This window comes from Pseudomonas sp. 18058 (assembly GCF_902706155.1).
In the GTDB taxonomy this organism is placed as follows: Bacteria; Pseudomonadota; Gammaproteobacteria; order Pseudomonadales; family Pseudomonadaceae; genus Aquipseudomonas; species Aquipseudomonas rustica.
In genome coordinates this window covers 218,413-239,623 of the sequence record NZ_CACSJY010000001.1, presented here as the reverse complement: position 1 = coordinate 239,623, position 21,211 = coordinate 218,413, and the positions used below count along the sequence as shown (strand labels likewise).

Genomic DNA, 21,211 nt, shown 5'->3' with positions numbered 1-21,211 from the left:
GCTGGCCAAAGTGTTTTTCAGCGTGGGAACAACAGGGTGATGGCGAAACGAAAACCCCAACCTTGTGGGCCATCGTCAGGGCTGTCGAGCCAGTACCGTGGCCCCGCTTGCACCGTCAGTGGCTGACCGCCGATTTTCAGCAATTGCGTAACCGTCAGATTGACCGGCACTGACCATTCGCGTGATTGCCAGTTGTAGGTTGATTCTGTGTTCACGCCCCACGTAGTTAGGGTACTGGTGGTGTAGGACAGGAAAGGTTGTAGGAAGGTCTGATTGACCTTGTCCTTGTCATCCGGTGGACTGCCATCCAGTCCCCAGATGTGATTGGCGAGGATGCCATGCGTCCAGCCATTTTCCTGCTTAAGGGCAACTGCTGTCGGGCCAATCCCCCATTGCTCGCTGCCGAGTAATTCATCACTGCCCGTGGGAATCAATATTGCTGGGCCGACTCCGAGTATCCAGCCACTTTCAGTGGGTTGTTTGGGCGAGAAGAAAAAGCTCTGCGTGATATCACCGACACCGGATTTGTCTGCCGCGCCATTGGGTGCCAAGCCGTGCTGATCGATGACGGGAAGGATTGTTCGGGAAATCAGGTTCCAGTCATCGTTAAGCGTAAACGGCAGCACGGGTTGAATATTGGTGACGCTGTGCATGCCGTCACCGGTCGGGCCCATCTTCTGATCCCAGTTGTACTGCACCGGCAGGCTGTACATCGCTGCGACCGGATTGAGCGCTTTCTTGGCCAACTCTGCTGAGTCCTCAGCATGGACACCTGATACGAACCCAAGCGCCACGAACAGCGTCGCTCCCATGTGCCTGCAATGCTTGTTAGTCACCATACTTCGTCACCCTTAGTTCGATGATCAATGAGTGACAGGTTTTGGTTCTGGCAATTTGTACTCGTTGTTTTGAACCGATTTGTCGGGCATGTAAACGCGGAAAGCCAACGTCCAGTTGTCTGTGGGGGCGATCAGCAGGTTTTTAGCATCTTTGCCACAGCTTTCTGGGTTGCCAAAGTGCAGGGAGAAGGTCTTGCCATCCTTGTTGGGCACGATCTCGTGGTTCGAAAGGCTGGAACCCTCTTCGGTGTGCAGGTATAGATCGTCACCGTAAATAGTCATCGAATAAAAGCCCAACTGCGGGTTGGCCATGCCAGGCACTGGGTAGTTCGCGGTGTAGCAGGTGTCCTTCTTTACCTTGTACGACTTGAAGGAATACCAAGCATGCTGGTCGGGCAATAGCCCGGTTGCCACTGCCACACCGACGTTGATGTCATCCTGCGGGATCGTGCCGCGAGCCCCCATGGTTTTGCTCACGCCACGGGTGTCGGCCACCTTCACGTAGTGCGCTTTCACCTGCTTCAGTTGTTCCTGGTTCCAGTCAATGGCCTTAAAGGCTTTGGGCGTGTACCCAGTCGGAAAGCTGACCTTGTACTCATCCTGGATGGCATTGGCCTTTGCCACGTCTGCTGGATCATTCGGGTTCACCTGAGTGCGGATATTGACCACGACGAAATCAGTGACGGTTTTCGGGTCGATGGTGTATTCACCCCCGCCGTAATAGACGTTGTCGGTGACATGGTCATGCTGCATGACGTGCACCGAGGTGTAACGGCCATCGCCCTTGGGCACATGAATGGTGGCGCCGTGCGACGCATCGATGATGGCGAAGGAGTACAGCGTATCGCGATTCATCAGAACCGCCGGCTGCTTGTCGAGCTCCATGGGTTTGCGGTGGTTGTAGAACTTGTTCGTCGCGCCCAGTTTCACCTCGTTTTGCATCGACTCATCCAGTACGGCAAAGGCGAAATTTTCTCGGGTAACCGCAACGTTCTTTTCGTTGACCAGAGATGACTCCAGCTTTCGGGCCGCCTCCAGGCTGAGCAAAGGTGTTTGGGCGTCGGTTTGAGCAGCATGGATATTTGTCGCCAGTACGCTCAACAAGACCGCAGCGGGTGTGAGTAACTTCATCGAGTCCTTCCTTGAAAAAATTCAGGGGGGCAGTAAATGGAAAGCGTAGATACCTGTTCTTTTCCCGTGAGATCGTTAATTCACTTTGACTACATCGTCCGGCTTCCAAGTTTGGTCGTAGAACGCGTCTTCCGCCCCATACAGGCGCAAAGCGACGAGGAAGTTACGGCCAGGGATGGTCTGAATGAATGCGGTATCTGCAATATCAGCGGGTTTTTCAGGCGCAAACCAGATTTCGATGGAGCCATCCGGCTGCTTGGGAATGTCGTAATAACCGTTGGTAGACGGCATCAGCTGCTTGGTTTCCGGCATGGTTCCGTCGGTGATGTTGTAGGCAGTAACGGCCCAAAACAGCGCCGCTGGTGCGTTTGGCGGGAGTCGCAACTTATATGTGCTCGCGCCCTCCAGAAACTTGCCGTCCTTGTCGCGCGCAGTGAACGGGTACTTGGAACCGGCACCCGTGGTGTGCATCACCATCGCAGGGGCTGATGAATAGGCGAACTGGAAGAAGTTGGCGCGCTGACTCACGTCCAGGTAGCTGTCCTGCATCCACTCCGCTGTGCCGCCCGCCCAGGTATTTTCGTACTGGCGATCCTTGTAGTAGAGATTGCGCTTGTCCTCGCGGCCCAATTGACGGTTCGCAAGTATCATTTTCGGCGCAGTCTCTACCGCTTTTTTCAACAGAGCCTTTTGATTTTCGGACGGGTTGAATGGCTCGCCTTTTATAATGCCGATTGAGGCCAGCACACCGCGCAACTCCGGATCAATAGCCTCCACCGGCTCGTAGTCGACGAACGCTTTCAGTTTGCTCCAGTATTCGTTGTCCGTCGGGTACATCATGTTCAACGACTTGCCACTAGCGTCGGGGAATTCCATGGGCTTGACGTCCTTTTCAGTCATCGCCAGCGGATAGACGCGGGTACTTTCAGCCGCCTTGACCGCCGGTGCCGGATCCGGTTTGCCCTCGCCCTTTGCCATGACGGTGCGGAAGAAGAGGAATACGTTATAAGTGCGCGACTTGACCACGAAATAACTCGCCGGTACTGGCCCGTTGTAGTCCGGCGGCAGGGTCAGATACAGGCCACCTCGCGCACGATCCGGCCCAATCGCCCCCACGTCTGTGAGGGTGCGCTGAAAGAAGTCGGTGAACATACCGATGACGTTCGCCGGCGCTTTGACCACTAGCGGCCCGGTCTTCTTCAGATCGAGATAACTCATGGAATAAATCACGTCAGCATTCGGTGTCGGCACCATGGCGCGTGAATCCATACGCTGCTTCCAGATTGGCAGCACGTTGTAGCCGCTTCCGAACGCTTTCTCCGATCCGTCACGCAAGCCAATGACATTGAGCGCTGGCAGCATGGTCATGTAGGCATGCACGGCACGCTGGTAATACAGTTCATCTCGCAGGCTTTCTGCTTCCTTTGGATCGAGCCAGTTACCGTTGTTAATCTGCTTGATCAAAGGTGAAGCCGGTGCAGAATCTGCGGCTTGAGCGAAGGGAATGCTTACTAGCAGCGCAAGGGATATAGCGGACAGTGCCTTGGGTGCATAAATCATTTGTCGACTTCCTTGCTGATAGATGAAACAGCCTCAGTAGACGGAACTGTTAAGAGCGTAAATACAATCGAGACAACAATGAAAAGTCCGAGCCAAAGTTGTTAGGCTCGCTAGCGAATGGGATGACCGCCACTAGCGAGCCTGCATCATTTTACTTTCTTGATAACCGGAGGCTTCCAGCTGCCGTCAAGGATGGCTTGCTCTCCCCAATACGCACGGATGTACAAAGAAATGTTCTCTTTCGGCGAAGGCAACCAATTGGTTTCCTTGTCTTTGCCTGGTGATGCCGGACTGATGTACAGCGTCAGCGAACCATCGGCATTACGCTTCAGATCCTTGTTTTTGGTTCCCAGAGAATAACGTTTGAGCGGGTTGTCGCTGAACAAGTGATGCTGGTTATAAAGTGTCAGTGACCAGAAACCCTGTACCGGTGGCTCTTGCCCTTTGGCGAAGGTAACTTCGTAACTATGGCTACCAACAAGCTGCGCACCGGCGCCATCAAGATCGCTGTAAAAATACTGAGTTTCAGTAGGTCGGTTGTCGAACATGTTCGACTTGGCCGTACCGGTGCGGTTGTAATAGTCCACGCCCCACTGAGCATTGTTGGCGGAGCGGTTCCAGCCATTGCCCGCCGGACGACCATTGTGCTTCCACTGGAAAAACGGCTTGATCACCTCCTGCTCGGTTTGCGTGGCCACGTCTACGATTGCCTGCTTGATCGCAGGATCCTTGGCTGCGGCATCCATCAACTGCCGAAACTGAGCGTAGAGCGCTTCTTCGCCCGGTAGCGGCGGAACCGTCTTCAGTATTTGCGGGAACTCATCAAAGAATTTTTCGGGGACGACCCATTTGGTTTCACCGGCACTGGCAGAGGCAGCATTCGGGTTAGGGATAGTGGGTGATTTTTTCCAGTCAACGGTTTTCATTTTTCCGTCGAAATCACTGAGGGGGTAGAAGACAACCTGGTTGAGTTTCTCCTGAATGGCCTCGCGGTCTTCCGGCGTGCTGTCCATGAACACGCGTGGTATCACGTTGGCCAACGCCGTGGGACTGCGAACAATGGCCTCGACGCCTTCAGGTTTCTCACCCTTCCAATTGGGCCCGACCAACAGATAGAAACCTGGTTTCGTGTTGTACGGCTTACCGACTTCACCGAACTGATCAGTACGCTGGTCATACAGGGCATAGACCCAGAAGCGTTCACCGAAATCCGGCACCTGGGCGATAACAGGTTGCTCGTCCAACGAGAAAAAACCCAAGCCATAAGCCACGTCCTGGTTCGGGCATGTCACGAAAGTCTCCGACGGTACAATGTAATCATGCAACATCGAGACGTAACCGAAGGGTGCTACCGGCAGAATGCCTCCCAGCAGGCCGGGTTTAGGCGCCTTGGTGATGGTCTGGCTGCGGTTGAGCATGTTCACCATCGGCCATCCCCAGACGTAGGCCATACGCGCGATGGTCTTGGCGTACTCGGGGTGCATATTCACATCGCTAGTGGGCTGTGTAAGGCTCTCAGGACTGACTTGAGCTTGATTCTCGGCGTGAATCGTGGGAGCACAAAACGCCAGAACCACCATGGCTGATGTAAGTGCTTTTAAAGCATGGGTCATCGTCGACTTCCTTGCATGGTTTGAAACTGCCGCGACACAGAGTCGAATACAGGAGCAGCCGCTCGCGGCCAATAGCCAGCATTTGCTCGTGTTCCGAGCAATCCGTAGGAGTCTAGATCGCAGGTTTCATATCGCAAGAAAGAGGTCTGATAAATGTTTACTTTTGTCGCTGCTTAGGGTGAAAGCGGTGGGTCATGAGCGGCTGATTTTGGCCGTCTGCTGCCCGTCACAATAGGCAGAAGTCGGCCAGAAGCAGACCGTCATCAACCACCGTTTTTGCCCCATGGCAGACCGATGCAATAGCTCCATGTGACTGTTTATTTGATTGGTTGCGGATCAGGAAACTTCCAAGTGTTTGCGAGTATTTCTTGCCTTGGCCGGTAGAGGCGAACCGTGTAGTTCCAGCCCTTCATAATTGGTAAGCAATTTGTTGGATTCGAGTCGCACCCGCCGAATTGAACGGTGATTGAGCCGTCATCCGATTTTTTACCGGTAAGATTATTCAGGGTGTACGCGTTGGCAGCATTTTTTTCAAAATATCCCTGTGCGTTGTAAACGCTGACAGACCAGAAGCCATCAACAGGCACATTCCTTACGGTAAGGCGGTAGTTCGTTTTTCCGTCGTTGTTAGTAGGGGCGAAGCTCAGATAGGTTGCATCCTTGTCCGGATTGCCCCCCCAGCCCGCAGCGGTGCCCAGCAAATGGTGAACGGGGTCAACTTCCTCTCGTGTGCCGAAAGCTTTCTTGAAATCAGTGATCGTCGATGAGAGAACCAATAGCGCATCACGCACTTTCTTCTGACTGGTTGCCTCCCAGTGAGGAAGCTCCAGAGCACCGGGACTCTTTTGGCTGGCGCTAATCGCGTCCTGCAAAGCGTGGACTTGCTTGATGTCGTCTGGGTTGTTGGGATCTACCAGCGTACGGATAGCGGTGAACACATAACGTGTACCGACATTTTCGCGGGTTAGTGTGTGGGATCCCGCGCCGTAAAAGACATTGGGGGTGTAGTGATCTTGATTGACGACCTGCAACGACATGAAGCGTTTGCCTGGGTCAGGTAGCGTAATGTTCACCGGCCCCGCATCAAGATCGAAGACCCCTGAGGTATAAAGCGTGTCGCGATTGAGGCGAATAACGGTCTGTTTATCAATAGATGCTGGTTCGCGGCGATGATAGAGCTTGCCCAGTCCACCTTCCTTTGCCATGGATTCAATGTACGTGTCCGACTCAGCCCTCACGAAGTTATCGACTGTGACTGGCGTAACTGCTGTGTCTGTCGCCTTCTCTAAGGCATAAACCGGATCAGTCATGGCGGCGGCACCACTGATGAAGAGGGCCAGCATTGCTATCTGCTTCATACGATTCCTTTCAGTTCGCGAGTAAACACGTTCTATTTAGCAGTTACCTGCACCTCTCGACAACACATAGTCGCGATCTGTCGAATGTCCGCTTATGGCCGAAAGCAGCCAGTCGCTGACAGCCAAATTTGGCTGCCAGCTTTTCTTCCTGCCAAAGCGAACCTCGTTCTCAAGGTTGTTGCAGCCCCGACGAGAGTTGCAATGGGTTCGCCTGCTGAACGCTACAAACGCGCCTGCTTACATGGTTCTGCCGATGGCTTGCTCGTAGTAGGAAAGGAAATGCTGCCACTGCGACTCATCCCAGAAAGAATGCCGTCTGAGTTGAGGAATATCGTGACGCGCTGCGCCCATGGCCGTGGCGCGACCGCGAGATTTTTCCAGGTCGAGCAACGCCAGTTCGAAGTCGAAGTCTGCGTCGGTAATCGATGCCTTGATAAAGATGTGCTTGGAACGCATGCAACCGTGCTGCCATTTGCCTGAGTGCATCCGCGCCAGCATTTGCGCTAAACGTTCAAAAAGTCGCTGATGCTGCTCTGTCGTCAACATGCTTGCAGCGCCTTGGCTATACCAGGTATCCAGATCGATGAAGCCACCGAGGTCTTCGGTAACTAAAACACCTTGCCAAGTGCCTTGGACTTTTCTCGCACCGTAAAACACCGGCCGTGGCGCGTTCACGCCCAGTTCCTCGAGCCTGGAAAGGGCAATACCTTCGCGCAGAGCGGTGGGCCGTCCAGTGGGGTAGCGGAGACTGCGAAACAGGTGACCGGTCTGACGCTTCACGAAGAACGTCCTGTTATCGTGAACGATCAGTTGGACGCCGCTGGTGCCGCTCCGGCGCACATTCGGTGGTTCAACCCACGACCCCGACGTACCCCACCAGAATTCAAACTCATCGCGTACCCGGCCCATTGTGTGCTCCATTTATTGTAGAAATCTGTTTGCTTGCGACGGTTGCATTATGGTCGCAATAGCACCTCAGTCTATTGGTGGACGTCAATAGTTCCCCGTCATTCGCAGATGTTAGTGCTTGGTTTTGGCTTTTACGCAACTACGTGGCGAATATGGGCAATGGGGGGATACTCACAAGTCTCAAGACATCACGGAAGGAGTTGCTTGAATGGAGTGCCTGATTCGAATCGCAATGAAAGCGGACGCTGCCGCCATCAGCCAAGTCATCATTGGTACCCTTCGCGAGTCCAATGCTCAGGACTATTCAGCCGAAATCATCAACCAAGTGGAGCGAAGCTTTTCTCCACAAGCAATCCTCTGTTTGATGACGCAGCGTCAGGTGTTCGTCGCCCTACTTGAAAATCGTATTGTTGCAACGGCCAGTCTTGATCAGGACGTTGTTCGAAGTGTGTTTGTCGAGCCGGCTTATCAAGGGAAGGGCATCGGGAGACAGCTGATGAAAAGCATTCAATCAAGCGCCATTGCTGAAGGGCGCAACCTGCTGCGTGTCCCTTCTTCGATCACGGCTGAGGGCTTTTATGCTTCGCTAGGCTTTATAAAAATCCGAGACGCATTTCACGAGTCCGAGCGCACGATCATCATGTCGAAGACGTTGGATGTGTAGCTTGACTGTATGAACTCAAATGACGATCGGTATCACGGCTAAAAAGGCTTGAAGTGGCGACGGCAAGTCGCCACTGAACGAGTTACTCAGTCCGTAACTTCAACCCTGTCCAACGCCCGATTCACCGCCAATTCTCCAAGCATCACCACCTGCGCAATGCCCAGCAACGTCCTGCGAATCGGGCCATCTACCAACCCCGCGACATCGCCCAGCATGATGGGAGCCGAGGCCAGTGATTCGGATGCGTTAACCAGTAATGACTCGGTGTCCGTTTCCGGATTCACCAAAAACATCGTACTCGCCTGATACGGCGCAGCCATGATCGCCGCAGTCGGGTTGAGGTAATGATCGAGCGCACGTTCAGCTGCGTCGTGAAGCTTTCTTGAATCGAGCGATTCGTAAGGTGAGACCGAATCGGTTTGCGGTGGGTTTGGTGTTGGTTTGAACATTGATGAAACTCCACGTGTGTTTAGAGAGCCATCACTCTCGCTACCAAACGAGGGGTGGCGGCCATACGAAGGTTGGTAGACCGGCCCACATGGAAAAAACCGGCGCGCCCGAAGACGCCCTGCGCATGGCCACCATCAAGCAGATGCGAGAAAGCATCTGCGTTAGGTGACGCGATACGCCATGTGGAGTAGCGGGCTACCAAACCCGATCACTGTGTTCAGTGACCGACCCACGATAGAACCCGCGCTCCAGGCGCACAAGCCGGCGGATTCTGGCGTAGTCGTAGGCAAAGGCGCAAGGTGTTGTAGCCTTTCGGGCGTAACGCCGAGTGTCCTTAAACACGACGCGAAAAACGTTAAACACACTCCTACTCAGCCGAACCACAACCCCGTCAAAGCGTCGTAATCTGCCCATTCCGATCCAGCTCATACACCTTGTTCCCCTGCAATTTCTCCTTCAGCCAACGCTCCGCTTTGCCCAGCGGACGTTGCCGCGCCCAGAGCAAATCCACGCCAATCTGCCAGTCCGTATGCGGATACGCCGTGAGCTGCAACTCGACCAATTCACCTTTGGCCAGTTCACGTTGAATCAGCTGCCGGGGCAGGGTGGCCCAGCCGAGTCCGGCGCGCACCATTTCCAGTAACGCCAGATAACTTTCCGCTTGCCACAACTGCGTCGAGCGCAGGTATTCGCTGCTGGGCAGTTTGCTCGCGTGGGCGCTGAAGGCGAGGCGGCGGTGGACGTGCAGGTCGTCGAAGGTGACGTTGTCGAGTTGCGCCAGCGGGTGATTCGGGTGGCAGACGTGCAGCATGATCAGTTTGCCCAGTTGCTGGAACGCCAGTTCCTCTGGGTAGCCCGGTTGGGAGAAGGCGACGCCGAGCACGGCTTGGCCGCTGCTGACCAGTTCGCTGACGTCGCCGTGCACCGGGTGGCGGATGATCAGGTCGACGAAGGGGAAGGCCTGCTCGAAGGCTTTTAGCACCGGCATGATCGGGCCGTACGGCGTTTCGATTGCCAGCGTCAGACTGGGTTCGACGTTGTCCGAGAGGCAGTCGGCGTGGGCTTCGAAGGTCATGCAACGTTCGAGCACGGCTTCGGCCTGGATCAGCAGTTTGTGGCCGCTGGCGGTGAGGGTGGGGCTGCGGCTGCTGCGGTCGAACAGGTCGACGCCAAGATCGGTTTCGAGGTTGGCAATCGCCGCGCTGATGGTCGATTGCGTCTTGCCCAGCTTGCGCCCGGCGGCGGAGAACGAACCGCTTTTGACCACTTGGACGAACATCAACAGTTGATCGAGTGAGAAGCGCAAGCAGTGAACTCCCGGGTCGAAGAAGAGGGGTGAAACTGCGTCATCAATAACCGATTTCGCCGCGTTCGCGCCATCGAAAAAAGCGATGGTTGCTAATTTGTTTCATCGCTATAAACGTTCAACTATGGCCCCGCGTCAAACGATCTCCGGGGCGGTTCTACCCTTCAAACGCCCCTGAGAATGCCCGCGATCTCAACAAATGCCGCACCTTCAGGAGCGTGTGAAATGACCACACAACGCATTCATCCGGTGGACGAGGTTTTGCCGCTGCGACAGTTGTTCACGTTTGGCTTGCAGCATGTTTTGGTGATGTACGCGGGGGCGGTGGCGGTGCCGCTGATTCTCGGCAGTGCGATGGGGCTGACCTCGGCGCAGGTCGTGTTGCTGATCAACGCCAACCTGCTGACCTCCGGTGTGGCAACGTTGATTCAGACTTTGGGCTTCTGGAAATTCGGCGCGCGTTTGCCGCTGATTCAGGGCTGCTCGTTTATTGCGCTGGCGCCGATGATCATGATCGGCAAGGAGTTCGGGCTCAGCCAGATTTTCGGTGCGGTGATCGCGGCGGGGTTTATTACCATCGCGCTGGCGCCGGTGTTCAGCCGACTGCTGCGCTTCTTTCCGCCGGTGGTGATTGGCAGTTTGATCACCATTATCGGTATCTCGCTGATGCCAGCGGCGGCGATCTGGTTGGGCGGTGGCAATCCTGATTCAGCGGATTTCGGCAACCCCGCCAATCTGTTGCTGGGCCTGGCCACGGTCAGCGTGACGCTGGTGATCTACGCCAAATTCAAGGGATTCCTCGGCAACCTCAGCGTGCTGATCGGCTTATTCGTCGGCAGCCTGATCGCGGCGGCGTGCGGCATGACCCACTTCAGTAAGGTGAGCGAAGCGGCGTGGTTCGAACTGAGTGCGCCGATGGCATTTGGTGCGCCGGAATTTTCGCCGGTGCCGATTCTGATCATGACTCTGGCGATGCTGGTGATCATGGCCGAGACCACCGGCAACTGCCTGGCGATCGGCAAATTGACCGGCAAACCAACCACACAGCAGACCCTCGGCAACGCGTTCCGCGCCGATGGTTTGTCGACCATGCTCGGCGGCTTGTTCAACAGTTTTCCGTACAACGCCTTCACGCAAAACACCGGTTTGATTGCGCTTTCCAACGTGAAGAGCCGCTTCGTCGTTGCGGCGGCCGGGGCAATCATGGTGCTGATGGGCTTGTTCCCGAAGCTCGGCGCGTTGATCGCGGCGGTGCCGACACCGGTGCTCGGTGGCTGCGCGATCGTGATGTTCGGCATGACCACGGTGGCGGGTATTCAGGAGCTGTCGCGGGTGCAATTCGAGGGCACTCGCAACGGCATCATCGTCGCCGTGTCGGTGAGTGTCGGCGTGCTGCCGATGTCCTTTCCGGCGCTGTTCGAACACGTCGGCCCGACGCTGAAACTGGTGCTCGACAGCGGCATTTTTCTCGGTGCGATCACCGCCATCGTGCTCAATATTCTGCTCAACAATGAAAAAAAATCGACCGAAACCATCGGCGCTGCATCGGCTGAATTGGCCGACTGACATTTTGTTTTCCACTGCCCAGGAGTTACCCATGAATCAATTCACTCAGCTCATTCCAGCAGGCGTCAGCGATCTCGATCTGGCGTTGCTGCGCCAGACCATCGCCTTGTCCGAGGCCTCGAAACAGCGTGGCCGCCACCCGTTTGCTGCGTTGGTCGCCGACCGCAACGGCAAAGTGATCGTCGAAGCGGGGAACAACTCGATGCCGCCGGAAGGCGATCCGACTCAGCATGCGGAACTGGTTGCGGCGGCTGCTGCGGCCAGGTTGCTGACGCCGCAAGAGCTGGAACTGTGCACGCTGTACACCAGCGCCGAACCTTGCTGCATGTGCGCTGGCGCGGTGTATTGGACGGGCATCGGTCGTGTGGTTTATGCATTGTCGGAGCACGCGTTATTGGGACTGACGGGTGACCATCCGGAGAACCCGACGTTCTCGCTGCCGTGCCGTGAGGTGTTTGCCAAGGGGCAGCGCAAGGTCAGTGTATTGGGGCCGATGCTGGAGGGAGAGGCGGCTGAGCCGCATAAGGGCTTCTGGTCGTAACGATGGATCACTGCATTCCCGTCGGGAATGCAGTGCATGAAATCATTGAATTTCTCTTGTCACACTGGCCGGCGTAATTTGCGGAAAAAGGACATGGAGACCTGCCAGTGAAATCATCCTCATCTGAAAAATTCGACAACTCCCGCGCCAGTGAATACGCGAAGCAAAGCCGCATCGCTTTGGCCGGTTATGACGCCTGCCATGATCTGGCTGCGTGCATGCTGGCCGCCAGTCTTGGCCAATCACGCCCGGCGAAAATTCTAGTGGTCGGCGCTGGCGGTACCGCACAGGAAATCATTGCGATGGCGGCACTGGAGCCGGACTGGCATTTCACTGCAGTCGATCCTTCCGAGCCGATGCTGGACGCCGCCGTGCAACAGCTACAGGCAAACGATGTGCTGCACAGAACCGAGATTCATCTTGGTCATGTCGATGATTTGCCGGCGGACGAATCCTTTGATGCGGCCACGCTCATCGGTGTGCTGCATCACCTGAATGGCGACGAGGCCAAATGCGAAATTTTGCGATCGATTGAGGCTCGGCTCAAACCCGGCGCACCGCTGATTGTGGCCGGCAATCATTACGCCTACAAAAGCCAACCGTTGATGCTGCAAGCGTGGGGCCAGCGCTGGCGGCAGCAGGGTGCCAGTGCGGAGGAGGTGAGCGCAAAACTGGGGAAAATTCTTCAGGGGGCTGATCCGCCGCACTCTGAGGCGGCGGTTCAGGCGTTGTTGCAGGAGGCGGGTTTTGCTCAGGCGACGCGATTTTTCAGCAGTTTATTCTGGGGGGCATGGTTGACGGTTAAGGAAGAGCAACCGCGAACCTTCGAAAAGCGCGCCGATTAAACCGTAAACCGCGATACCACTTTGCTCAATCCGATCGCCAGCTTCGACAGTTCATTGCTGGCAATCGAGGTTTGATCAGCCGCCGATGTGCTTTGAATCGACAAATCCTTGATGCTCATCAAATTCTGATCTACGGATCGGGCAACGTGTGCCTGCTGCTCGGACGCCGTGGCGATCAACAGGTTGCGTTCGTTGATGTCAGCCACCGCAGCGGAGATATCGCGGATCGCCTGACCTGCTTGACGGGCAATTTCCAGGGTTCTGATGGCTTCGGCGCTGCTCTGCTGCATCGACAACACGGACTTGTCCGAGCCGGCGAGGATGCCGCTCATCATTTGCTCGATTTCTTGAGTCGATTCCTGTGTGCGGTGAGCCAAGGCTCTGACTTCATCGGCGACCACGGCAAAACCCCGGCCTTGTTCGCCCGCGCGCGCGGCTTCAATCGCGGCGTTCAAGGCCAGCAGATTGGTCTGCTCGGCAATCGCCCGGATCACGTCCAGCACCTTTCTGATGCCTTGGGTTTGCTGTGCCAATTGCTCAAGGTCGTTGCTCGTCTGACCGACCGCACCGGCGAGGTTCTCAATCGACGAAATGGTCTGCGAGACCCGATCCAGACCGGTCTGTGCGGCTGTGCCGGATTGCTGAGTGGACTTGGAGGCCGACACGGCATTGCGCGCAACATCTTCCACCGCCACGGTCATCTCGTTGACGGCCGTTGCTGCTTGTTCGGTCTCGACGTTCTGGCGTTGTATGCCGCTTTTCGACTCTTCGGTGATCGCACTCATTTCTTCAGCCGCCGAGGCCAGCAACGAAGAGGATTCGGAGATGTGATTGATCGTGCTTTTGAGGTTGCTCAGCATGGTCGCGGCTGACTGTTGCAGCGCCGTGAGTTCATCCGCGCCTGACACTTCCACGTTGCCGCGCAGATCGCCTTCGGCAATTTTCTGATTGACGTTCAGCAGTGCCTGCATCGGCAATACGATGCTACGGGTAAAGAAGATGGCGATCGACACCGTGAGTGCCAAGCCAATGATGATGATCGCGATCACCCACATCTGACCGCTTTCAAACGCAGCGCGTGCGGCGACGCCCGATGTGGCAGCGCCAGCGGTGTTAACGCCGGCCAACGTATCGATACCGTCCATCAAATCCACCGCTAAAGGAGCGGTGACGGCGCGTATATAGGCAAAAGAGTCTGCCTGGGATTGCTTGTCCGCCTGCGCCAGCAAGACTTCGACTTTGTCGTGGTAGTTTTTTACCAGCGCCTGGACTTTCTCGTATTTTTCGCGCTCGGCCGGCGAAGAAACATTGGGGTCATAGTTACGGGTCACTTCATCGAGTTTGTTTTCCAACTCGATGACTTTGGCGCGGGACTCGCCGTTATCGTTCGCCCCTTGAACAATGAAGTTTGTCAGCGCAAGGCGGACGTTGTAGGCGGTCGACTTTATCAACGCAGACGCCTGAATGCTCGGCAGCCAGTCGACTTCCAGCCTTTTTGCCTGCGCGCCAATGACCGACATTTTCCAGGCGGACAGACCGCCCATGCACATCAACAAGAGGCTGATCACCCCAAAGCAAAGGGTGGCGCGTGCGCTTAGCCGTATGCGTCTGATCATCATTTTTTTAGAGATCCAGTATAAATTGACAGTTTCCATGGCCCGCGATCGGCCGAGGGTGGGGTAGGTTAGCTACGCACCCACGTTAGCGGCCCACGGAAGCCAGAAACATCAGGTAAACCCTAAAAACAGCTGCGATCGATACTCGTGCCGGCCATCCGCCGGGCACGGTCACGCCTGCCGATCGCGGCCTCGTGTGGCATTCGACTTCTGATCTATAGTCACTGAACCGGCCACCGGACTCGGCCAGGACGACCCGCAGGAGCGCGAGAATTGATCACTCGACTGCAAGCCCTCAAGTTGATGCAACTGGTCATCGCCTTGCCGGCCTATACCGTGCCCACCTGCACGACGATCGCCGCAACACTGTTTTTCGTCTTCGCCGTGCCGTTCAGCTTTGTCACTTCGCTGCCGCCGAGCGCTTTTCTACAGACACTGCCGTGGGTGACGCTGTTGCTGTTTATGCAGTGGGCCTGCTGGAGCATTTTTGCTGACGTGCTGGAAGACATTCCGAGCGTGCGTCATTTGACGTTATTGGTGTTTGGGCTGTTGCTGACGCTGTTCTTCGGCGCGTTCGCCTGGTGGCTGTTTGACGATCACATTCTCGGACTGATGTGCGGCACGCAGGGGATGGCGGCGGGTGTGCTGTTGGTGATCAATTTGCTGCGTAAACGGTTTCAGACGGGTCAGCCCTGAAACCCCGACATCACGATATTCGCTTCAATCTTCTTGCCCATGCTGATGCGCGGTTCGATCGAATAACCCAACGCTTCATAAAAAGCCGCCACGCTCGCATTGGCGCTGATGATCTGCAGATTGATCTTCATGCAGCCGCGCGCAATCAGCGCGTCCTCGGCGTGACGAACCAGTTTGGCTCCCAAGCCTTCTCGACGATGTGCGGGGTGCACCGCCACCGAGTACAACCAACCGCGGTGGCCATCGTACCCGCCCATAACCGTGCCGATGACTTCTTCATCTCGTAGAGCCACGAAAAACAGCTCATCGGCGACGGCGAGTTTTTTGTCGATGGCGAGGCTGGGAGTGTTATGGGCGGTTTCGTAACCGAAGACGGTTTCCCATAACGCTATTACCGCGTGTCGGTGGTGGTTGTTTGAATAGTTGGCAATGACGTCCATGGCGCGGCTCTTGAGTTGAATGAGCTGACGCTAGCGCTCTGTGGTTTGTGTGTCCAGGGGGCTTCAGATTGGATGGATGACAAAATTATCTGCAAAAAGCCGCATACATCATTGATGTCCACCTACGCTAAGACCGTTCAGGCCATTGCGATCGTCGTGCAGCAGCGATCGCAGGCTTGCGATTGCAACCCATTGGTACAGGCGGAACCTGACCTGAGTGGTTTATTTCCTGGAAACTCCGGAAATCAATGATCAAGTCAGGTAGGGCCGTTTGAAATCCGGCGCAGTGAGATGATCCCAGACCAGATTTACTCGCATATCCGTATCGTCCTCAGCATCATCCTGGGGCTGGGTATATCGACGTTACTCTAGGGGATCGCTTCGATCATCGAACACCCGCGCCAATTTGGATGGTCGTGGATACACATGAGCTGGGTGGTCTGGGCGCTCATTTCAATCATGACGTTCTGGTGGTGGGAGTTTCGTCTTACGCAGGTGCCGGTGTGGACGTTCGAGTCCTATTTTTTCATTGTTTGCTATTGCGCCCTTTATTTCATGGTGTCGACGATGCTGTTTCCGTCAGACGTGAGAGAGTTCGGCAGCTACGAAAACTACCTGCTCGAGCGACGTGCCTGGTTCTTCGGGCTCATCGCGCTTATCACGGCCATGGATCTCATCGACACCTCCCTCAAAGGCAACGCCCGCTGGCATACGCTCGGAGCGGCGTATACCGCCCACACCGTCATCATGCTCGGCATCGTGTTGATTGGCATCACACAGAAACGGCGTCGAGTACAACTGACACTCGCGCTGTTTACCCTGATCTATCAGGTAGGCTACTTTGTCGTGGAGTACTTCACTCTTTTAGCGGACTGAGTGTTAAGAACAGCCGTAGTCGCGCAATGGGATTTTTCCCTGACCGAGCCGATTGGAGTGACGTTTCTGGCCGAATTGCTACCGGCGACAATGCCCCAAAACATTCGCCACCATTTCATCCGCACCACGCGCCCCATCAACCCGTAAAACCGGAATCGTTTGCCTGCTCAACCACGCCTCATGCCACGCTCGATTACGCCCTGAAAAATTCGGATCGTCATACTGCGAAGCCCATTCTCGGAAAGCCACATGTATCTCATGCATGTCGCCCCCTGGGGCGATCCGGTCGCCAAATCGCTCCCTTTCACGCGCGGCCAGACGCTCAAGGCGAACAGGCGTTGGTGTCGCAACGAAGACGATCAAATCAGCGTGGGTGATCAGCGCATCGCCCCAGCCCATACAAGAGCCGGTCAGCACCCAGTTGTCGGCGCCCAGTTCCTGCTGCATCAACGAAACGCGTTCTTCAGGCGGCCGCTTTGTTGTGAATGGCGGGTTGGTGGGCGCCCAGTAAAAATCATCGACATCGACATGTTTTAAATCGAGCGAGGGCGCGAGGTTGGCACCCAAGGTCGACACGCCTGCGCACGAAGCACCTGTAATGTATATCCGCAATTTTTCCTCCGTGAATACTGTTCGATAGTCCGTCTTATCCAGCCATGCGGGGGCTGACGGCGAGCAGGATATCAGGGTAGCGCGGCTTGAATCCTCGATGAATTTGGAAAGTAGCTAAGAAAGTTAGCTATAGGTTAACGTCCCCGACTCGTCACGATCAGCCCTGAATTCCGGACAGGATTACGCATGAGCGCACCCTCAACGCCAGTCGTAGATCCACGCAGCCTGCAAATTGCCAGGGATGTCGTCGGCCAGCAGCTACAACAAATCGCCATTCTGACGCGCAACGATGTGCGCGGCGCCGGTCGTACGGTGATTCAGCGCATGGGCATTGAGGCGCTGATCCGGGCGAACTGAGTCGTCACGACGATCATGCCCAAGCGTTCGCGGCCTACGAAAAACTGATGCGCCCCTACGTCAATCAGGCGCAAAGCGTGCCCAAGTTCGCGCCCCGACTGGCCTCGCCACATTCGCGGCTTGGCATCGGCCTCGGTCACGCGGTATTAAGGCTGGCCACCGCACCGGGTTTCAAGACGGTATTTGGCAAAATTCTTTCACCGAAAGCAGACGCGATCGAGCTGCCGCGTTATGAAGGTCAACAAGGCGCGTAGCGTCTACTTCGATATAGATTCAATGGATGGTATACGAGCATATGGACATGAAATCAGTCTTCATCGCTGCGCTGAGCGTTTTATCGCTGGCTCAAACATCGCCGTCTCTGGCGGACAACAGCAACGGAAAAAACCTCTTCGTGCAGCGCTGTGCGATGTGTCACGGCGCTGATATCAAAGGTACAGGGCCGCTGGCGCATAAAAGCAATCCGCCGACGCCGGATCTGACAACAGCCGCTTTCAAGCAACGGCTGAGCGATTACCCGGGCGTCATTGTGTCGTCAATCATCCTGCGTCCCAATGGAGACTTGATCCCAAGAACGTTGCGTGAGAACGGCGTGAAAGTGCCGCCGCATGCCTGGAGTGTTGAGGATTTTCGTGATTTGAATCAGTACATGAAAAGTGTCATTTCAAAACGTTGAGGGCTGCGGATCAGGGCCTGCTGCGCGCAGCCCAAACATTCAGTGACCACTTCGGCAGACTTGCGCTATCTTCCCTGCGACTCACCTGCAAAGGGTGATTCCCGCAAGTAAGGATGCTTTATGACTCAACTGCCGCAACGCCTCAATCTGTTCGCGCTGAGCTTGATGGGGGCGCTGGCCACCACCTGTGTTCTGGCCCCGCAAAGTTTCGCGAGCGAAGGCTCCGTCAGCGGCCCGGTCGCCAACACCAAGGTCACCGAGCCATACGTGCGCATGATGGCCCGTGAGGCGTATTTCTGGGGTTGGCCGATGGCCAATATTTTCAACCGTCGCCAAGCGTTCAAGGATCTCCCTGAACCTGGCTTGATGGGCGGAATTGTTCCGGTCGCGCCAATCAATCGACTGTCGATGCTCAGCGATTACATCGATCCGGCCGAGCGCCTGGTGGCGTGTCCGAATCAGGACGTGGTCTACGGCGCGGGCAGCATCGCGCTGGATCTGGAGCCGGTGGTGTTGCAGGTGCCGGATTTTGGCAGCCGTTTCTGGGTGTACCAAGTGGTGGATTTGCGTTCTGACAGCTTTGCCGAGCTCGGCAAAATGTATGACACCAAACCCGGTTTCTACCTGCTGGTGGGCCCTGACTGGAAGGGCGAAGTCCCGGCCGGGATCACCAAGGTCTTCCGCTCGCGCACCAACACCGGATTCGTGATTCCCCGGGTGTTCCAGGACGATAGCGCTGTCGATCGCGCGGCCATTCAGCCATCGTTGTCGGGCGTCGACATGTACCCGCTGTCGCAATTCGACGGCAAGGTCAAACACCGCGATTGGGCAAAACTGCCGAAATTCCCGGCGCAGGCCGCCGGCAGTGGCGAAACCAAATGGGTGATGCCAGAGAAGTTCTTCGACGAGTTGCCCGCGCTGCTCAAGGACGCCAAACCGTTGCCGGGCGAAGAAGCTCGCTACGCACAAATGGCCGCACTGGCCGCCATTGCCAAGGCCGATCCTCAGCTCAAAGCCGCGATGATCGATGAAGCGAAAAAAGCCGATAGCGAAGTCATCGACCCGCTGTTGCAGTTCCGTAATTACGGCCTGCAACTGACGGATCACTGGAGCACCATCAGCAACGGCGCCGCGTTCGGCACCGACTATTTCAGCCGTACCGCCGTCGCGCGCTCGAATATCTTCGTCAACCAGCAGAAAGAAACCAAGTACTTCTATCAGGATCTGGACAAGACCGGCACGCGCCTCAACGGGCAAAACAGCTACACCGTGACCTTCGCCAAAGGGCAACTGCCACCGGTCAAAGGCTTCTGGTCGCTGACCCTGTACAACGAACAGCACTTCTTCTCGCTGAACGACCTCAAGCGCTATTCCATCGGCACCAAAAACAAATCCCTGCAAGCCAATGCTGACGGCTCGCTAACGATTTACGTGCAAAGCGACTCGCCGGGCAAGGACAAGGAAACCAATTGGCTGCCGACGCCTGAAGGTGCGGATTTCTCGCTCTACATTCGCGCGTACTGGCCTGAGCCGGCTGCGCTGAACGGCCAATGGGTGCCGCCCGCTGTTGTCAAAGCCAATTGATCGAGACAAGGACGTTTACGATGAACACGTTTGCAAAATCACTGACGGCGCTGAGCCTGGCCGCATCGATCAGCGCCAGCGCCCAGGCCGCCAGCCATTACCAGCAATTGGCCGACCTGCCGTTCGCTGGCGGTTACCCGACGCTCGAAGGCGTGGCGCAGCTGCAGAACGAATTGCTCTTCCAGCGCGCTGTGCAGTCGTACATCTGGGCTCTGCCGGCGTTGAACATGTACGCCATGAAAGAGGGCTCGGAGAAAGCTTTCGGCGCCGGTTACAACGTGCTGCCGATCTGGAAGGATCGCCTCAACGCCAAGACCCGCGTGACCACGCCCAACTCCGACGTGATCTACGCCATGGGCTATCTGGATCTCAAGCAGGACGGCCCGATGGTGATCGAAGTGCCGCCGGGTTTGCAGGGCATTCTGGATGACTTCTTCCAGCGGCCGATTTGCTCCGAGGGCCAGATTGAAGGCCGCCAGTGGTGTGGCGATGTCGGTCTGCCGGGGCCGGACAAAGGGCAGGGCGCCAAATACCTGGTGCTACCGCCGGATTTCAAGGGCGAGGTACCGCCGGGCTATCTGACGTATCGCTCGCGAACGTACGGCGTGTTCGTGTTCTGGCGTGGCTTCTTCAAAGATCCTAAACAGCTCGATGCGCCGGTCGCGGTCATGGAGAAAACCCGCATCTATCCGTTGGGTAAACAGGCCACGGCCAAAGCGATGGTGTTCCCCAACGCCTCGAACACCCCGGTCAACATGCTGTACCCCACCGATGGCAGCGCTTTCGACATGCTGTCGCGGTTTATCGAACACGAATACGTCGACCCGCAGGACATGGAAATGCGTGGCATGCTCGCCGCACTGGGCATCATCAAGGGCAAGCCGTTCCAGCCCGACAAGGCCAGCCGTGACCTGCTCGACAAAGCGGCGAAAACCGCCAGCAAGATCGGCCATGCGATCTCTTACACGCCGCAGACGATTGTCGCCAACGGCACGTGGTACCCGGATCGCAAGTGGCTGAATGTATTCCCCGGCAACGCGACGTTTACCGCCGACACGTTCAACTACATCGACCCGCGCACCGGCTTCTTCACCAACGCCTATTCCGCCAGCCCGGGCATGGCCGTGAACATGGAAAACGTCGGCGCCAAGTACCCGGCCACGTTCGTCGATGCCAAGGGTGAATTCCTTTCCGGCAGCAACAGCTACACTTTGAACCTGCCCAAAGGTATCCCCGCAGCCTTGTTCTGGTCGGTCACCGCGTACGACTCGATCACCGCGTCCGGCCTGGACAACGGCCAGCCGTTTCCATCGATCAATACTATGGACAAACCGGTCGCCAATGCCGATGGTTCGATCGATGTGCATTTCGGCCCGGACTCGCCCGGCGCCGGTAAAAACTGGATCAAAACCCTGCCGGGCGAAGGCTACTTCGTGATTCTGCGCCTGTACGGCCCGACCAAAGCGTTCTTCGACAAAGTGTGGAAGCCGGGGGATTTGCACAAGCAATGATTTGAGAGGTTCTTGAGCGGCATGGGAGCCTCAGCGTCCTCATGCCCTCAATACGCTTGCC

General features: G+C 56.2%; 21 protein-coding genes and 2 pseudogenes. 11 read left to right on the top strand and 12 right to left on the bottom strand.

The window, feature by feature from the left end:
- Positions 1 to 17 precede the first annotated feature (17 nt).
- The 6 genes from GVL50_RS01050 to GVL50_RS01025 form a co-directional block, all read right to left on the bottom strand.
- A complete protein-coding gene (locus GVL50_RS01050; RefSeq protein WP_256671797.1) occupies positions 18 to 812 on the bottom strand; it encodes a transporter in 795 nt (264 codons plus the stop codon).
- Between the two features lie 51 nt (positions 813 to 863).
- Positions 864 to 1,970 (bottom strand): DUF1254 domain-containing protein, encoded by a 1,107-nt coding sequence (locus tag GVL50_RS01045; RefSeq protein WP_159811443.1) that lies wholly within the window; start codon positions 1,968 to 1,970, stop codon positions 864 to 866.
- A gap of 75 nt (positions 1,971 to 2,045) precedes the next feature.
- On the bottom strand, positions 2,046 to 3,530 hold the full coding sequence (locus tag GVL50_RS01040; RefSeq protein WP_159811442.1) for a DUF1254 domain-containing protein: 1,485 nt from the start codon (positions 3,528 to 3,530) through the stop codon (positions 2,046 to 2,048).
- 146 nt (positions 3,531 to 3,676) lie between these two features.
- Positions 3,677 to 5,143, bottom strand: a complete 1,467-nt coding sequence (locus tag GVL50_RS01035) for a DUF1254 domain-containing protein (RefSeq protein WP_159811441.1) — start codon at positions 5,141 to 5,143, stop codon at positions 3,677 to 3,679.
- A 317-nt stretch (positions 5,144 to 5,460) separates the two neighbouring features.
- Entirely contained in the window at positions 5,461 to 6,453 is a 993-nt protein-coding gene (locus GVL50_RS01030; protein WP_256671796.1) for a DUF1254 domain-containing protein, read from the bottom strand.
- A 285-nt stretch (positions 6,454 to 6,738) separates the two neighbouring features.
- On the bottom strand, positions 6,739 to 7,410 hold the full coding sequence (locus GVL50_RS01025; protein ID WP_159811439.1) for a lipopolysaccharide kinase InaA family protein: 672 nt from the start codon (positions 7,408 to 7,410) through the stop codon (positions 6,739 to 6,741).
- 208 nt (positions 7,411 to 7,618) lie between these two features.
- Here GVL50_RS01025 and GVL50_RS01020 point away from each other — a divergent pair, with 208 nt between their 5' ends.
- On the top strand, positions 7,619 to 8,074 hold the full coding sequence (locus GVL50_RS01020) for a GNAT family N-acetyltransferase (protein WP_159811438.1): 456 nt from the start codon (positions 7,619 to 7,621) through the stop codon (positions 8,072 to 8,074).
- 86 nt (positions 8,075 to 8,160) lie between these two features.
- Here GVL50_RS01020 and GVL50_RS01015 read toward each other — a convergent pair whose 3' ends face one another.
- Both GVL50_RS01015 and GVL50_RS01010 read right to left on the bottom strand, forming a co-directional pair.
- Positions 8,161 to 8,523 (bottom strand): DUF6124 family protein, encoded by a 363-nt coding sequence (locus tag GVL50_RS01015; RefSeq protein ID WP_159811437.1) that lies wholly within the window; start codon positions 8,521 to 8,523, stop codon positions 8,161 to 8,163.
- 392 nt (positions 8,524 to 8,915) lie between these two features.
- Positions 8,916 to 9,830: a LysR family transcriptional regulator gene (locus tag GVL50_RS01010; protein ID WP_159811436.1), complete on the bottom strand. Its 915-nt coding sequence runs from the start codon at positions 9,828 to 9,830 to the stop codon at positions 8,916 to 8,918.
- Positions 9,831 to 10,055: 225 nt separating this feature from the next.
- On the opposite strand from GVL50_RS01010, the gene GVL50_RS01005 reads away from it, so the two are divergent.
- The 3 genes from GVL50_RS01005 (at position 10,056) to GVL50_RS00995 (ending at position 12,782) form a co-directional block, all read left to right on the top strand.
- Positions 10,056 to 11,396, top strand: a complete 1,341-nt coding sequence (locus GVL50_RS01005; protein WP_159811435.1) for a nucleobase:cation symporter-2 family protein — start codon at positions 10,056 to 10,058, stop codon at positions 11,394 to 11,396.
- 31 nt (positions 11,397 to 11,427) lie between these two features.
- Positions 11,428 to 11,937: a nucleoside deaminase gene (locus GVL50_RS01000; protein WP_159811434.1), complete on the top strand. Its 510-nt coding sequence runs from the start codon at positions 11,428 to 11,430 to the stop codon at positions 11,935 to 11,937.
- Between the two features lie 107 nt (positions 11,938 to 12,044).
- Positions 12,045 to 12,782: a class I SAM-dependent methyltransferase gene (locus GVL50_RS00995; protein WP_159811433.1), complete on the top strand. Its 738-nt coding sequence runs from the start codon at positions 12,045 to 12,047 to the stop codon at positions 12,780 to 12,782.
- Here the strand turns inward: GVL50_RS00995 and GVL50_RS29335 are convergent.
- Positions 12,779 to 13,285: pseudogene (locus tag GVL50_RS29335) on the bottom strand (methyl-accepting chemotaxis protein); the annotation flags it as partial. The gene GVL50_RS00995 and the pseudogene GVL50_RS29335 sit on opposite strands and share 4 nt — an antisense overlap.
- A gap of 378 nt (positions 13,286 to 13,663) precedes the next feature.
- Positions 13,664 to 14,398 (bottom strand): annotated as a pseudogene (locus GVL50_RS29330) (MCP four helix bundle domain-containing protein); the annotation flags it as partial.
- Between the two features lie 273 nt (positions 14,399 to 14,671).
- On the opposite strand from GVL50_RS29330, the gene GVL50_RS00985 reads away from it, so the two are divergent.
- Positions 14,672 to 15,094: a hypothetical protein gene (locus GVL50_RS00985; protein WP_256671791.1), complete on the top strand. Its 423-nt coding sequence runs from the start codon at positions 14,672 to 14,674 to the stop codon at positions 15,092 to 15,094.
- On the opposite strand, the gene GVL50_RS00980 is transcribed toward GVL50_RS00985, so the two are convergent.
- Positions 15,085 to 15,534 carry a GNAT family acetyltransferase gene (locus GVL50_RS00980; RefSeq protein WP_159811431.1) on the bottom strand — a complete coding sequence of 150 codons (450 nt, stop codon included), beginning with the start codon at positions 15,532 to 15,534 and terminating at the stop codon, positions 15,085 to 15,087. The two genes, GVL50_RS00985 and GVL50_RS00980, sit on opposite strands and share 10 nt — an antisense overlap.
- 426 nt (positions 15,535 to 15,960) lie before the next feature.
- Here GVL50_RS00980 and GVL50_RS00975 point away from each other — a divergent pair, with 426 nt between their 5' ends.
- On the top strand, positions 15,961 to 16,410 hold the full coding sequence (locus tag GVL50_RS00975) for a hypothetical protein (RefSeq protein WP_212549373.1): 450 nt from the start codon (positions 15,961 to 15,963) through the stop codon (positions 16,408 to 16,410).
- Positions 16,411 to 16,488: 78 nt separating this feature from the next.
- Here GVL50_RS00975 and GVL50_RS00970 read toward each other — a convergent pair whose 3' ends face one another.
- Positions 16,489 to 17,022 (bottom strand): adenylate kinase, encoded by a 534-nt coding sequence (locus GVL50_RS00970; protein ID WP_159811430.1) that lies wholly within the window; start codon positions 17,020 to 17,022, stop codon positions 16,489 to 16,491.
- Positions 17,023 to 17,208: 186 nt separating this feature from the next.
- Between GVL50_RS00970 and GVL50_RS28705 the strand changes: the two genes are divergently transcribed.
- The 5 genes from GVL50_RS28705 (at position 17,209) to GVL50_RS00945 (ending at position 21,150) form a co-directional block, all read left to right on the top strand.
- Positions 17,209 to 17,379 (top strand): hypothetical protein, encoded by a 171-nt coding sequence (locus GVL50_RS28705; protein WP_178124140.1) that lies wholly within the window; start codon positions 17,209 to 17,211, stop codon positions 17,377 to 17,379.
- A gap of 47 nt (positions 17,380 to 17,426) precedes the next feature.
- Positions 17,427 to 17,633, top strand: coding sequence for a hypothetical protein (locus GVL50_RS00960; protein ID WP_256671790.1), 207 nt, complete (start codon positions 17,427 to 17,429; stop codon positions 17,631 to 17,633).
- 47 nt (positions 17,634 to 17,680) lie between these two features.
- On the top strand, positions 17,681 to 18,055 hold the full coding sequence (locus tag GVL50_RS00955) for a cytochrome c (RefSeq protein ID WP_371925868.1): 375 nt from the start codon (positions 17,681 to 17,683) through the stop codon (positions 18,053 to 18,055).
- Between the two features lie 165 nt (positions 18,056 to 18,220).
- Positions 18,221 to 19,639, top strand: a complete 1,419-nt coding sequence (locus GVL50_RS00950) for a DUF1254 domain-containing protein (protein WP_371925873.1) — start codon at positions 18,221 to 18,223, stop codon at positions 19,637 to 19,639.
- A 20-nt stretch (positions 19,640 to 19,659) separates the two neighbouring features.
- Complete coding sequence (locus GVL50_RS00945) at positions 19,660 to 21,150, top strand: DUF1254 domain-containing protein (protein ID WP_159811427.1); 1,491 nt, start codon at positions 19,660 to 19,662, stop codon at positions 21,148 to 21,150.
- The last annotated feature ends 61 nt before the right edge of the window (positions 21,151 to 21,211 follow it).